Origin of the sequence: Janthinobacterium sp. SUN137 (assembly GCF_030587265.1) — a bacterium.
GTDB classification, from domain to species: domain Bacteria; phylum Pseudomonadota; class Gammaproteobacteria; order Burkholderiales; family Burkholderiaceae_D; genus Janthinobacterium; species Janthinobacterium kumbetense.
Genome location: NZ_JAPWHZ010000004.1, coordinates 215,137 through 228,635 on the forward strand (window position 1 = coordinate 215,137; position 13,499 = coordinate 228,635).

12 protein-coding genes are annotated in these 13,499 nt (G+C 64.4%); 6 read left to right on the top strand and 6 right to left on the bottom strand.

Annotated features, from left to right (window positions below; genetic code table 11):
* Positions 1 to 3: 3 nt before the first annotated feature.
* The 6 genes from O3298_RS21405 to O3298_RS21430 form a co-directional block, all read right to left on the bottom strand.
* Complete coding sequence (locus O3298_RS21405) at positions 4 to 849, bottom strand: ABC transporter ATP-binding protein (RefSeq protein ID WP_305060497.1); 846 nt, start codon at positions 847 to 849, stop codon at positions 4 to 6.
* A gap of 67 nt (positions 850 to 916) precedes the next feature.
* Complete coding sequence (locus tag O3298_RS21410) at positions 917 to 2,236, bottom strand: ABC transporter substrate-binding protein (RefSeq protein WP_305060498.1); 1,320 nt, start codon at positions 2,234 to 2,236, stop codon at positions 917 to 919.
* Positions 2,237 to 2,299: 63 nt separating this feature from the next.
* Complete coding sequence (locus O3298_RS21415; RefSeq protein ID WP_034752817.1) at positions 2,300 to 3,358, bottom strand: branched-chain amino acid ABC transporter permease; 1,059 nt, start codon at positions 3,356 to 3,358, stop codon at positions 2,300 to 2,302.
* A 54-nt stretch (positions 3,359 to 3,412) separates the two neighbouring features.
* Positions 3,413 to 4,309 carry a branched-chain amino acid ABC transporter permease gene (locus O3298_RS21420; protein WP_198521486.1) on the bottom strand — a complete coding sequence of 299 codons (897 nt, stop codon included), beginning with the start codon at positions 4,307 to 4,309 and terminating at the stop codon, positions 3,413 to 3,415.
* A 19-nt stretch (positions 4,310 to 4,328) separates the two neighbouring features.
* Positions 4,329 to 5,144, bottom strand: a complete 816-nt coding sequence (locus O3298_RS21425; protein WP_251349535.1) for an ABC transporter ATP-binding protein — start codon at positions 5,142 to 5,144, stop codon at positions 4,329 to 4,331.
* A 14-nt stretch (positions 5,145 to 5,158) separates the two neighbouring features.
* Positions 5,159 to 7,090, bottom strand: a complete 1,932-nt coding sequence (locus O3298_RS21430; protein WP_289905945.1) for an AMP-binding protein — start codon at positions 7,088 to 7,090, stop codon at positions 5,159 to 5,161.
* Positions 7,091 to 7,270: 180 nt separating this feature from the next.
* Here O3298_RS21430 and O3298_RS21435 point away from each other — a divergent pair, with 180 nt between their 5' ends.
* From O3298_RS21435 to O3298_RS21460, 6 genes are all read left to right on the top strand, one after another.
* On the top strand, positions 7,271 to 7,969 hold the full coding sequence (locus O3298_RS21435) for a Crp/Fnr family transcriptional regulator (RefSeq protein WP_099665901.1): 699 nt from the start codon (positions 7,271 to 7,273) through the stop codon (positions 7,967 to 7,969).
* Complete coding sequence (locus O3298_RS21440) at positions 7,956 to 10,010, top strand: DUF4132 domain-containing protein (RefSeq protein ID WP_305060499.1); 2,055 nt, start codon at positions 7,956 to 7,958, stop codon at positions 10,008 to 10,010. Before O3298_RS21435 ends, O3298_RS21440 begins: the two co-directional genes overlap by 14 nt.
* Positions 10,011 to 10,074: 64 nt before the next feature.
* Positions 10,075 to 11,898 carry an aminopeptidase P family protein gene (locus O3298_RS21445; RefSeq protein ID WP_305060500.1) on the top strand — a complete coding sequence of 608 codons (1,824 nt, stop codon included), beginning with the start codon at positions 10,075 to 10,077 and terminating at the stop codon, positions 11,896 to 11,898.
* Positions 11,898 to 12,152 carry a hypothetical protein gene (locus O3298_RS21450; RefSeq protein WP_077398459.1) on the top strand — a complete coding sequence of 85 codons (255 nt, stop codon included), beginning with the start codon at positions 11,898 to 11,900 and terminating at the stop codon, positions 12,150 to 12,152. The genes O3298_RS21445 and O3298_RS21450 overlap by 1 nt, the downstream gene beginning before the upstream one ends.
* Positions 12,153 to 12,893, top strand: a complete 741-nt coding sequence (locus O3298_RS21455; protein ID WP_099665898.1) for an MgtC/SapB family protein — start codon at positions 12,153 to 12,155, stop codon at positions 12,891 to 12,893.
* Between the two features lie 16 nt (positions 12,894 to 12,909).
* Entirely contained in the window at positions 12,910 to 13,497 is a 588-nt protein-coding gene (locus O3298_RS21460; protein WP_305060707.1) for a DUF924 family protein, read from the top strand.
* Positions 13,498 to 13,499 lie beyond the last annotated feature (2 nt).

A 13,499-nucleotide genomic window follows, 5' to 3' on the forward strand; every position in this document is an offset into this window, starting at 1 on the left:
GCTTCAGGCCAGCCAGCGCTTGCGGCGGCGGTAGAACTTCATGTCGCGGAAGCTCTTGCGCCCGGCGCTGGACACGCCCAGATAAAACTCCTTGACGTCCTCGTTGCTGGCCAGTTCCTGCGCCTGCCCTTCCATCACGACGCGGCCGTTTTCCAGGATGTAGCCAAAGTCGGCATAGCGCAGCGCCACGTTGGTGTTCTGTTCGGCCAGCAAAAAGGAGACGTTTTCCTTGTGGTTCAAGTCCTTGACGATGCCGAAGATCTCTTCGACGATCTGCGGCGCGATGCCCATCGACGGTTCGTCCAGTAAAATCATCGACGGCTTGGCCATCAGCGCGCGGCCGATGGCGCACATCTGCTGCTCGCCGCCCGAGGTGTAGCCGGCCTGGCTGCTGCGCCGGGTTTTCAGGCGCGGGAAGTAGTGATACACCTTCTCCAGCGCGTCTTTCAGCTCGCCGCGCGACAGGCTGCGCGTGTAGGCGCCCGTCAGGAGGTTTTCCTCGATGGTCAGGTGGCCGAAACAATGGCGGCCTTCCATCACTTGCGACAGGCCCCGCTTCACCAGTTCATTCGGCGTCAATTGATCCACGCGCTCGCCCTTGAACTGGACTTCGCCCTTGGTGACGTCGCCCCGTTCGCCGCGCAGCAGGGTCGAGATGGTTTTCAGGGTGGTCGACTTGCCGGCGCCGTTGGCGCCCAGCAGCGCCACGATCTTGCCTTGCGGCACTTGCAGCGACACGCCCTTCAGGACCAGGATCACGTGGTCGTAGATGACTTCGATATTGTTCACCGACAGGTAGGGCGGCGGCGCGTCCGGCTTGGTCGGGGCTTGCGTGGCAGTGTGGGTCATGGCTGCTTCTTTAAAATGTTCAACACGGGACCGGCGTTGGCCGGTCCGGTTCCTCTCGCCTACGGCATTACTTCATGCACGCCGGCGTGATCTTTTTCTCTTCCGCGTACTTGTTCGAGGATTCCTCGACCAGCTTGCGCACCAGGGCCTTGTCGCCGACGATCCACTTCGGCGTGATGGCGGTCCACTTCTTGCCATCCCACTGCTGCACCTTCACGGCGCCCGAGCCTTCATGGTCGTCGCAGCTGGTCTTCACGGTAGGGAACATGCCCAGCGCACCGACGGCCTTCTGGCGTGCATCGTCGACGTTCAGGTTTTCCAGGCCCCAGCGCATCTGTTCGCCCGTGATCGGTTTGCCCTTGCCGAATTTTTCCTGCGCCGTGCGGATCGCTTCCACCCACAGGATGCCGGCCGTCACGCCGCGCATGTGGTAGACGGAGCCGATGCGCGACTGGTCGGACAGGTTGCCCTTGCCGGACGCGTAGAGTTTCTTGCGGATGTCATCGAGTACGGGGTAGTTGCCCGGCGTATTGAACGTCATCGCCGTGTAGCCCTTGGCCGCGTCGCCCGATGGAATCGTGTCTTCCTCGGAGCCGGCCCACCAGACGCCCAGCATTTTGTCGCGCGGGAAGCCGTTGCGCTGCGCCGTTTTGATGGCGACGGAATTCATCACGCCCCAGCCCCACAGGATCACGTGGTCCGGCTTGGCCTGGCGGATTTGCAGCCATTGCGATTGCTGTTCGCTGCCAGGCGGCGCGACGGGAATTTTCACCAGTTCGAAGCCGTACTGTTTCGACAGCGCTTCGAGCACGGGCAGCGGCTCCTTGCCGAAGGCCGAATCGTGGTACAGGTGGACGATTTTCTTGCCTTTCAGCTTGTCCATGCCGCCATCCTTGTCGCCCAGGTACTTGATCATGGCGGCGGCCTGGCTCCAGTAGCTGGAGATCAGCGGATACACGTAGGGGAAGACTTTGCCGTTGGCGGCGTCCGAGCGGCCGTAGCCGATCATCGTCATGGGGATCTTGTCTTGCGCTACGCGGTCCAGGATGCCGTAGGCGACGCCCGTGGACAGGGTTTCCACCAGGGTGGCGCCGCCCTGCTTGGTTTTCAGGCGTTCATAGCACTCGACGCCGCGCGAGGGGTTGTATTCGGTTTCGCATTCTTCCCAGCTGATCTTCACGCCATTGACGCCGCCGGCCTGGTTGACCAGGTTGAAGTAGTCGATGATGCCGCCGTAGAAACCGGAGCCGCCGGCCGCGTAGGGACCCACGCGGTAGGATGGCAGGGCGATGTACTGCTCCTTGTCCTGCGCCTGCGCGCTGCCGGCCATGGTGAGTGCGGTACTGGCGATGGCGGCGGCCAGCATGAGCGATTTGATGTGTTTCATTGTGTCTCCTCTTGTTTTATTTGGTATTCAAGTGAACCGACATCCAACTGCGAAGTAAAACCGTTAATGGGGGAAGGGCCAGAGTCTCAACTTTTCCTTCGCGATCTGCCACAGCCTGGCCAGGCCGTGCGGCTCGACGATCAGGAAGAAGATGATCAGCGCGCCGAATACCATCAGTTCCAGGTTCGAGGCCACGCTGGTCGGCAATGCCAGCCCATGCGCGATGGTGTTCAGGAAGACGGGCAGCAGCACGATGAAGGCCGCGCCGAGGAAGGAACCGAGGATCGAACCGACGCCGCCGATGATGATCATGAACAGGATGCGGAAGGACAGGTCCAGGTTGTACGCTTCCGGTTCCACCGTACCCAGGTAGGCGTATGCATACAGCGCGCCGGCCACGCCGCAGTAGAACGAGCTGACGGCAAATGCCAGGAGCTTGGTGCGCATCAGGCGGAAACCGATCACCTCGGCCGCCATGTCCATGTCGCGCACGGCCATCCAGGAGCGGCCCACGTTCGAGCGGATCATGTTCTTGGCCAGCAGCGCCATGCCGGCCACGATGGCCAGCACCAGTAGGTATTTGCTTTGCGGCGTATCGAACTGGTAGCCGAGGATGGTCATCTTCTGCACCGTGATGACGCCCGAGGAGCTGTAGTTGGTGAGATACGGGATCTTGGTCAGGCACCAGACGACAAAAAACTGCGTCGCCAGGGTGGAGGCGGCCAGGTAAAAGCCGCGGATGCGCAGGGAGGGCAGACCGAAGGCGATGCCCACCATGGCCGCGCACAGGCCGCCGAGGATGAACGACACGAGCAGCGGCAATCCCGGCAGGCGGGCCATGAAGTTATACGAGGCGAACGCGCCCACGGCCATGAAGGCGGCCGTGCCCAGCGACAGCTGGCCCGCGTAACCGGTCAGGATGTTCAGGCCCAGCGCCGCCAGGGCGAAGATCAGGAAGGGGATCAGGATCGCCGACAGCATGTAGGGCGAGGCGAAATACGGCAGGAGGAAGACGGCGACGAGGAGCGTGGCCGTCAGCGCCAGGCGGTCTTGTCGGATCGGGAAAATCTGGTTGTCAGCCTGGTAGCTGGTCTTGAATTGTCCTGCTTCACGGTAAATCATGGCGTGTCCTTTGTGATGGGTGCGTCGTATGCATCATGCGGCGGCGGTGCGGCGTCAGATGCGCCGGATGATCTTCTCGCCGAACAGGCCTTCCGGACGCACCAGCAGGAACAGCAGGGCCAGCACATACGGGAACCAGCCTTCGATGCCGCCGCCCACCATGGGGCCCAGATAGACTTCGGCCAGCTTTTCCGACGCGCCGATGATCAGGCCACCGACGATGGCGCCCGGCACCGAGGTAAAGCCGCCGAGGATCAGCACGGGCAGCGCTTTCAGGGCGATGAAGGTGAGGGCGAATTGCACGCCGTTGCGCGCACCCCACAGCAAGCCGGCCACCATGGCCACCAGGCCCGCCACGCCCCACACCACAGCCCAGATGCGCTGCAGCGGGATGCCGACCGCCAGTGCCGCCTGATGGTCGTCGGCGACGGCGCGCAGGGCGCGGCCCACCTTGGTTTTCGAGAACAGCAAGGCCAGGCAAATCACCAGCAGCGCGCAGATGCCGGCCGCCATCAGGTCGAACTGCGAGATGTTGATGTCGAAGCGGTCCATCAGGAATTGCATCGGCACGTCTTCGATGGGCAGGTCCAGCTTGTGCACTTGCGAGCCCCACATCAGCTGCGCCAGGCCTTCGATGAAAAAGGTCAGGCCGATGGTGGCCATGAACAGCGTGATTTCGGGCTGGTTGACGAGCGGGCGCAAGACCACGCGCTCGATGGCCATGCCCAGTACGATCATGGTGAGCATCGTCAGCGGGATGGCCAGCCACAGCGACAGGCCGAACTTGTCCATGATGCCGACGCAGGTGAGGGCGGCGAAAAACACCATCGCGCCCTGCGCAAAATTGAATACGCCCGAAGCCTTGTAGATCAGCACGAAGCCGATCGCCACCAGCGCGTACATGACGCCCGACAGCAGGCCGCCGATCAGCACTTCAAAGAAAAAATTGATATTCATGGCTATTCCTCGTCTAGTGCGCCACGCCGAGATAGGCGTTGATGACATCCTGGTTGCTGCGCACCTCGTCGGGCGTGCCGTCGCCGATCTTCTTGCCGTAATCGAGCACCACCACCCTGTCGGAGATATCCATCACCACGCCCATGTCATGTTCGATCAGCACGATGGTCGTGCCCAGCTGGTCGTTGACGTCGAGGATGAAGCGGCACATGTCCTGTTTTTCTTCCACGTTCATGCCGGCCATCGGTTCGTCCAGCAGCAGAATTTCCGGTTCCGCCACGAGGGCGCGGCCCAGCTCCACCCGTTTTTGCAGGCCGTAGGGCAGGCGCCCCACGGGCGTCTTGCGGATGGCCTGGATTTCCAGGAAGTCGATGATTTCCTCGGCCTTCTTGCGGTGCTCGATTTCCTCACGCCGCGCCGGGCCCCAGTACAGGGCTTGCAAGAGAAAATTCGACTTCATCTTCAGGTTGCGCCCCGTCATGATGTTGTCGAGCACCGTCATGCCCTTGAACAGGGCGATGTTCTGGAAGGTGCGCGCGATGCCGGACTTGGCAGCCTGGTAGCAGTCCATGCCGCGCCGGTGTTCGCCCCGGTAGATGATTTCTCCCTGCTGCGGACGGTACACGCCATTGATCACGTTGAGCATCGAGCTTTTGCCCGCGCCGTTCGGGCCGATGATGGCGCGGATTTCATGCTGTTTGACGTCAAACGAGATGTCGGTCAGGGCTTTCACGCCGCCGAACGACAGTGAGATGTTCTTCAGGTCGAGGATCACGGGGCCCGTCTTGCGGGCCGTGCCGAAATGGGCGTCGGGTTCGTTCATTTGCATCGTGCTGTGCTCCATCATGCGGCCAGGCCCTGGGGCCGGTACGTTTTGCTGTCCCAGATCTGCAGGTTGGCGCTGGTCGAGCCAAGGCGGCCATCCTCGAATTTCACCTGGGTCTCGATGTATTGCGTTGCCTTGCCTTCATACAGGGCGGAAATGAGCACCGCGTACTTTTCGGCGATGAATTTGCGGCGCACCTTGCGCGTGCGCGTCAGCTCGTCGTCGTCCGGGTCGAGTTCCTTGTGCAGCACCAGGAAGCGGTGCACCTGCGTGCGGTCCATCAGCGGGTCGGCTGCCAGTTCCGCGTTGACTTGCTCGATGCAGTCGCGGATCAGGCCATAGGTCTCGGCGCGCGCCGCCAGGTCGGTGTAGCCGGAGTAGGCGATGCCGCGCCGTTCGGACCAGTTGCCCACCGCTTCGATGTCGATGTTGATGAAGGCGCACACCTGGTCGCGCGCATGGCCGAAGGCCACCACTTCCTTGATGAAGGGGAAGAACTTGAGCTTGTTTTCGATGTAGTTGGGCGCGAAGATGGCACCGCAATTCATCTTGCCGACGTCGGCCGCGCGGTCGATGATTTTCAGGTGGCCTTCGCCGTCGAACACGCCCGCATCGCCCGTATGGAAATAGCCGTCGTCGTCGATCACTTCGGCGGTGGCGTCGGGCCGCTTGAAGTAGCCGCTCATGGTGGCGGGCGACTTCACCAGCACTTCGCCATTGGCCGCCAGCTTGACTTCCACGCCTGGCGCCGGCAAGCCGACGCTGTCGAACTTGATATTGCCGTCCGGTTGCAAACATACATAGGCGCAGGTTTCGGTGGAACCGTACAATTGCTTGAGGTTGACGCCGATGGAGCGGTAGAAGCGGAACAGGTCGGGGCCGATGGCGGCGCCGGCCGTGTAGGCGACGCGCACGCGCGACAGTCCCAGCACGTTTTTCAGCGGGCCGTAGACGAGCAGCTCGCCCAGCTTGTAGCTGAGGCGGTCCGCCAGCGAGACTGGCTTACCATCCAAGATCTGCGCGCCGCAGCGCTTGGCCACGTCCATGAAATGGCTGAACATGTGGCGCTTGATGCTGCTGGCGTCTTCCATGCGTATCATCACGCTGGTGAGCATGTTCTCGAACACGCGCGGCGGCGCAAAGTAGCAGGTGGGGCCGATTTCGCGCATGTCGATCATCACCGTGTCGCCCGATTCGGGGCAGTTGACGGTGAAGCCGGCCACCATGGCTTGCGCCAGCGAGAACAGGCAGTCGCCCACCCACGCCATGGGCAGGTAGGACAGGATGTCTTCCTCGTCGGTGAGCTGATCGAAGGCGACGCCGCCAACGCCTGCGGCCAGCAGCGCCGTGTGGCTCTGGCACACGCCCTTCGGCTTGCCCGTGGTGCCCGAGGTGTACAGGATCACGGCGGAGTCGCTGCCCTGGCCCGCTGCCACGGCGGCGTCGAAAAAGCCCGGATGTTCGCGGTCGTACGCGCGGCCCAGCGTCTGCAGTGCCGCAAACGACATCAGTTCCGGCTGGCGGTAATGGCGCATGCCCCGTTCATCGTCATAGGCGATGTGGGCGACGTGCGGATACAGGGCCTTAAGTTCGAGCAGCTTGTCGACCTGCTCCTGGTCTTCGACGATGGCGTAGCGGATTTCCGCATCCTGCAGCACATAGGCCATGTCGGCGGCCGGCGCGTCCTGGTACAGTGGCACGGGCACGCCGCCGAGGCTTTGCGCAGCCAGCATGGCCCAGTACAGGCGGGGACGGTTGTCGCCGATGATGGCCAGGTTCATGCCGCGCTGGAAGCCGATGGCGGCCAGGCCGCAGGCCAGCGCGCGCACCTCGTCGTTGACCTCGCGCCAGGTCCAGGTTTGCCAGATGCCCAGGTGTTTTTCGCGAAAGGCGGGCTTGTCGGATCGTACGGTCCCGTGTTGCAATAAGCGCCGCGGAAAAGTCGGCATTGTTGCTGTGGTATTCGTTTGCACCAGTGTCTCCCTGTTGCTTGTCTCAGGCCCCACCTCGTTGGATGGCGCTCTGTGTTTTTTATGTGTAAGGCGTTTGTGCAATGATAGTAGCTTGCGTTAGTTTGCCAAGTTGTCTTTTCGGGGACATTTACCCACTTTTCGATGGTGCATCGCACAATGACCTACCCTGATATCAGTCTCAAGGATGCCGTGCGCGCGGCCAACTGGGCGCAGCTGCTCGATCCCGTGCAAATGGCCCGGGTCGAAGCGGATGTGTTCGAGACTTTCGTGCCGAAAGGCGGCTTTGTCTGCCGCAAGGGCGAGCCGGTGGACAACTGGATCGGCGTCATCAGCGGCATGGTCAAGATGAATAATTTTTCCGCCTCCGGCAAGGCCATGACCTTCATCGGCGTGCCGCCCGGCAGCTGGTTCGGCGAAGGTTCATTGCTGAAGAATGAAATCCGCAAATATGACACCATGGCCCTGCGCGATACGCGCGTAGCGCGCCTGCCCGGCGCCACCTTCCACTGGCTGCTGGAAACGAGTTTGCCGTTTACGCGCTTCCTGCTGATGCAGCTCAACGAGCGCCTGGGCCAGTTCATCGGCATGGTGGAAAACGAACGCCTGCTGGACCTGAACACGCGCGTGGCGCGCTGCTTGGCGTCGATGTTCAACTCGCACTTGTACCCTGGCGTGGAGACGCTGGTGCAGCTGTCGCAGGAGGAAATCGGCCTGCTGTCGGGCTCTTCGCGCCAGCGCGCCAACCAGGCCTTGCAGGTGCTGGAAAAGAAAGGCTTGCTGCGCCTCGATTACGGCGGCATCCGCGTGCTGGACCTGGAAGGCTTGCGCCGCTACGAGGCCGATGATGCCATCTGAGACCACGCGTGCCGCAGCCCTGCGCGTACGCCTCGATGGCGGCTTTGTCGAGCATGCGCGATTCGCGGGGCCGCCCGTCGATTTCAACGACTGGACACCGGAAGAACTGGGCGCCATCTGGGGGGCGTTGCATCGCGCGGCGCGCTTCGGCCATGACGATACGGCGCGGCGCGAGCTGGCGACGGCGCTATTGGCACAAGCGACCAGCATGAACATGGCGCCGGCGCTGGCAGGCGCCATGTTCCTTGATGCGCTGGACGCGGCCGGCGATTACAACCGGGAATGGGAGTATGTCATCGGCTGTCTGGCTTGCCTGCAGGGCGAGGCACCGGCAGGCACGGCGGGGCAGGCGCGGCGCATTCTCGGCAAAACCTCGGGCTGGGCCGAGTGCCCCTACCAGGCCTACCTGCTGGCGCGCCTTGCTGGCGGCGACGCCCCTGCGCAATTTGCGCAGGCAATGGAGGATCGTCACGCCCTTTATCCGATGCCATTGACCTTGCATGAATTGGAATTGCTGCCGCAGTTGGCGCCAGCGTCCCTGTTGGCGCTGGCCGGCTCGCGCTACAGCGGCCACTGGAGCCGCGACAGTATCGGCGAGGCCGATCCCGCCGTCGTGCTGGCCGACGATGCGGCGTATGTCGAATTTGCGCGCACGATACTGGAACAGGCGGCACGCCATATCGCCGCCATCCATGACGGCGGCGTGCCGTATGCGGCCGATGCCGCCTTTGCCACGGCAGACTCTCAGGTGCTGGCGCGCGCCGCGCGGGTCGCCGCCTATCGCGATGATGCATGGTTCAGGCCCGTGATCACCGTCTTGCTGCCCTTGGTATGCGTCGCGCCCGGCACGGCCAAGAGCGCGCCGTCGCAGTCGTTGGCGATGGCGCTGGGCCATGCGGTGGAAACCATCCCCACGCCGGAAAGTTTGCTGGCCCTGCGCACGGCGCTGGCGCAGGTGCGCCATGCGGGCATCCACAAGAAGCTGGAACGCAATCTGAAACCGGCCGAACGGGCGCTAGCCGAACGGCCCGATATCGCCTGGAGGATCGGCATGCCCGGTCCTATGGGCAAGCGGCGCCAGGCCCTGCTGGCGCGTCGCCTGGAAGCGGGCTATGCCAGCGACGTGCGTCTGGGGCTGGATCAATGGCGCGCCTTGCGCGACGATGCCGATATCGATACGGTGGCGCGCGCGCTGGTCTGGCGCACGGGCGACGGCCAGGCTTTCATGCTCGATGGCGAGGGTGCCATCGATGCATGGGGGCAGCCGGCGGATGTGCCGCTGCAGGGAGAAGGCGAAATCGGCCTGTGGCATCCCCTGCACGGCAGCGGAGAGCAGCGCGCCGCCTGGCAGGCGCTGGTTACACAGCGGCGCGTGCGCCAGCCGCTGCGCCAGGTGTATCGTGAAATATATGCACCGCCCGGCGACGGCAGCGCCCCATTTTCCGGTTACCAGCTGTCGCTGCCTACCTTGCTGGGACTGGCCCGCCGCGAAGGCTGGCGGCTGGACGACGATGAAGGCTTGTCGCGCGGGTTCGGCGCCTGGCGCGTATTGCTGCGCCTCGAGGGACGCGTCTATCCAGGCGCGGGCGGCGCCTGCAGGTCCAACGGGCTGGCGCCCGCGCAGATGATGCCGCTGGCGCCTGTGGCCTATTCGGAAGCGTGCCGCGCGGTGGATCTGCTGGTCAGCGCCAGCGCGTTGGCGCTGGTGGAAGAAGAGCAAAGCATGCAGCGCAAAGAGCGCTTGTCTTATCTGGCCAACTTGCCCCCGGGGCCGATGGCGGGCATGCGGCGCATCGTGCTGCGTCAGGTGTTTGCGCAGCAGATCGAAACAGGGCGCATGGCGCTCGAGCCCCGTCACCTGATGGTGGGCAGGCACGCGATCCACCTCACCACCGGCAGGGTCACGCTGGACGGCGCCGAGGTGGCGACCGAGGTGGTCGCGAAGGGGAACAAGCTGGGCGCCGTGCCGTGGCTGCCTTACGACGAGGCGCTGCTGGAAAAAATCGCCGCTACCGCCGGGGTGCTGCTGGCGCTGCACTGAGTGCAGCCCGGCTGCTAATCGCGGTATCATAGGCACTTCCCAGCACCGCTCCATTTTCGCACCCATGCAGACATCTGACCAAGCCACTCCCGCCTCCCGTTTGTCGCAACTGCGCAGCGCCATGCGCGCGCAGCATATCGACGCCTGCATCGTGCCCTCGGCCGACCCGCATTTGTCCGAGTACCTGCCGGCCCGCTGGCAGGGCCGCGAGTGGCTGTCGGGCTTTACGGGGTCGGTCGGCACCCTGGTCGTGACGCAGGAGTTTGCCGGCGTATGGACCGATGGCCGCTACTGGGAACAGGCGGAAGACGAACTGGCCGGCAGCGGCATCGTCCTGAAGAAAATCCCATCCGGCGCCAGCGTGCTGTATATCGACTGGCTGGGCGAAACCATGCGGCCGGGACAGACGGTAGCCGTCGACGGCGCCGTGCTGGGCCTGGCCAATGCGCGCCTGCTGCAGCAGGCGCTGGGGGAGCAGGTTACCCTGCGCACGGACACCGATGTGCTGCAAGCCGTGTGGCCGGATCGCCCGGCCATGCCCGCCGCCCCCGTGGTTGAACATGCGGCCGCGTATCCCTCGCTGTCGCGCACGCAAAAACTGGCGGCCCTGCGCGCCAGCATGGCGGCCCAGGGCGCCAGCCACCATGTGATTTCCACCCTCGACGATATCGCTTACCTGTTCAACCTGCGCGGCGCGGACGTCAACTACAACCCCGTCTTCCTCGCGCATGCGCTGGTGGGACCCGAGCGCGCCACCCTGTTCGTCGCCGACGGCAAGGTGCCGGCGGCCCTGCGCGCCATTCTGGAAGAGCAGGGCGTGGACGTGGCCGCCTATGACCGCACGGCTGCCGCGCTGGCCGCCTTGCCGGCCGGCGCCACCTTGCTGCTCGACCCGCGCCGCATCACGTTCGGCACGCGCCAGGCCGTGGCCGATGGCGTGCAGGTGGTCGAATCCATCAACCCGACCACCCTGGCCAAGTCGCGCAAGACGGATGGCGAAGCGGCGCACGTGCGCGCCGCCATGGAGCAGGATGGCGCCGCCCTGTGCGAGTTTTTCAGCTGGTTAGATCGCACCCTGGCCGACCCGCAACGTGCGCCGTTGACGGAAATCGGCGTCGACGAGCACCTGACGGCTGCCCGCGCCCGCCGCGCCGGGTTTGTCAGCCCCAGTTTCGGCACCATCGCCGGCTTCAATGCGCATGGCGCCATCATGCATTACCACGCCCATGCGGATTCGGCCGCCACTATCGAAGGCGACGGCTTGCTGCTGATCGACTCGGGTGGCCAGTATTGGGGCGGCACCACGGATATCACCCGCGTGGTCCCCGTCGGCGCGATCACGGCCGAGCACAGGCGCGATTTCACCCTGGTCTTGCGCAGCATGATCGCGCTGTCGCGCGCGCAATTCCCGCGCGGCGTGAAGTCGCCCATGCTCGATTCCATCGCCCGCGCGCCCCTGTGGGCCGAAGGCATCGACTTCGGCCACGGCACGGGCCACGGCGTGGGCTTCTTCCTCAACGTGCATGAAGGGCCGCAATCGATTTCGCAGTCCGCCATGCCGGAGCCGCAGACGGCCATGGAACCGGGCATGATCACCTCCGTCGAGCCGGGCATCTACCGTCCCGGCCAGTGGGGCATCCGCATCGAGAACCTGGTGCTGAACGTTCCCGCGGGGACGACGCCCTTCGGCGAATTCCTGTGCTTCGAAACCTTGACCCTGTGCCCGATCGACACGCGCTGCGTGGAACGTTCGCTGCTGCGCGATGACGAAGCGGCCTGGCTGAACGACTATCACGCCACCGTGCGTGCGCGCCTGGCGCCGCACCTGGCCGCGCCGGCCGATGCGCCTGCGCTGGCGTGGCTGGAACAGCGCACGGGAGCCATCTGATGCGCTCGACCCGCGCCACGTCCGCCATTGAGCGGCTCAAGGAACGCACCGGCCACCGCCTCTACACGATGGCGCGCACGGGCGATGAACTGTTCTTCCTCACGGAAGGCCCGGGCTTGCCGCCCCTGTGCCCGCCGCTGGAACTGGACGCCTTTGTCGCCTTCGTGAATGGCCTGGGACCGCAAAAGGCGCGCCGCGTCAGCAAGCTCGATGTGGCGTTTGAAAAGCAGTTGACGAAAAAGCCCCAGGACTAAATGCCGACCATCGACTTCCTGCGCGCCTACTGGTCGCCGGCCGAGCTGGCGACGAATGGCGTGATCCTGCTGAACTTGCTTGGCGCACTGCTGCTGGGCTTGCTGGTGGGATATGAGCGCTCGTATCACGGGCGCGCGGCCGGCATGCGCACCTACAGCCTCGTCTGCATGGCCTCGGCCGCGCTGACGGTGCTGGGCGGCTATCCGGAGTTCTGGTACGGCGGCCATGGCGCCATCGTCGGCAGCGACCCCACGCGCGTCATCCAGGGCATCGTCACGGGCGTGGGTTTCCTCGGCGCCGGCGTGATCATGCGCGAGGGCTTCAATATCAGCGGCCTGACGACGGCTGCCTCGATCTGGGCCTCGTCCGTGATCGGCATCATGGTCGGCATCGGTTTTTATCTGTCGGCCATGGGTCTGGCCTTCCTGTGTGCGATGGCGATGATTTTCCTGTCAAAACTGGAGAACTGGCTGCCGTCGCGCCACGCGGTGGCCATCACCATGCGCTTCAAGCGCGATTTCATTCCGCGCGAAGATGCGCTGCGGCGCATGGCGGCCAAGCGCGGCTACGACATCGCCGGCGGCTCGCTGACCATCGGCAGCACGGACGGCATGCAGGAATGGCGTTTTGTTGCCATCGCGCATGGCAAGAACACGGGCGCCAGCCTGTCGGCCATGTCGGCCGAACTGGCCGCCTTCGAAGGCATCGCCGGCTTCCAGCTGTCGCATGCCCGCAACTGATACGGATGCCGAGAGGATGGACATGGATGCACAGGCTCAAGAGGTACTCGATTTCTGGTTCCTGCCGCCGGATAACCCCGACTACGGCCAGTCGCGCGTGGAATGGTTCCGCAAGGATGACGGCTTCGATGCGCAGATACGCGAACGTTTCGGCGCGCTGATCGATGCCGCCATCGACGGCGGCTTGCGCGCGTGGGACACGGCGCCGCACGGCGCGCTGGCGCGCCTGATCGTACTCGATCAATTCACGCGCAATGTGCATCGCGGCACGCCGCGCGCGTTTGCCGGCGATGGCCAGGCGCTGGCGCTGGCCGTCGCCTTGACGGACGCGGGGCAGGACCGCCAGCTGCCGCCGATGCTGCGCGCTTTTGTCTACCTGCCGTTCGAGCACGCGGAAGACCTGGCCATGCAGGCGCGCGCCGTCGAGCTGTTCCAGCTGCTGTCGCAGGCGCAGCCCGGCTTTGACGGCATGCTCGATTACGCCGAGCGCCACCAGGAAGTGATCGCCCGCTTTGGCCGCTTCCCGCACCGCAACGCCATCCTCGGCCGCGCCTCCACGCCGCAAGAGCTGGAATTTTTGCGCCAGCCGGGATCGAGCTTCTAGAA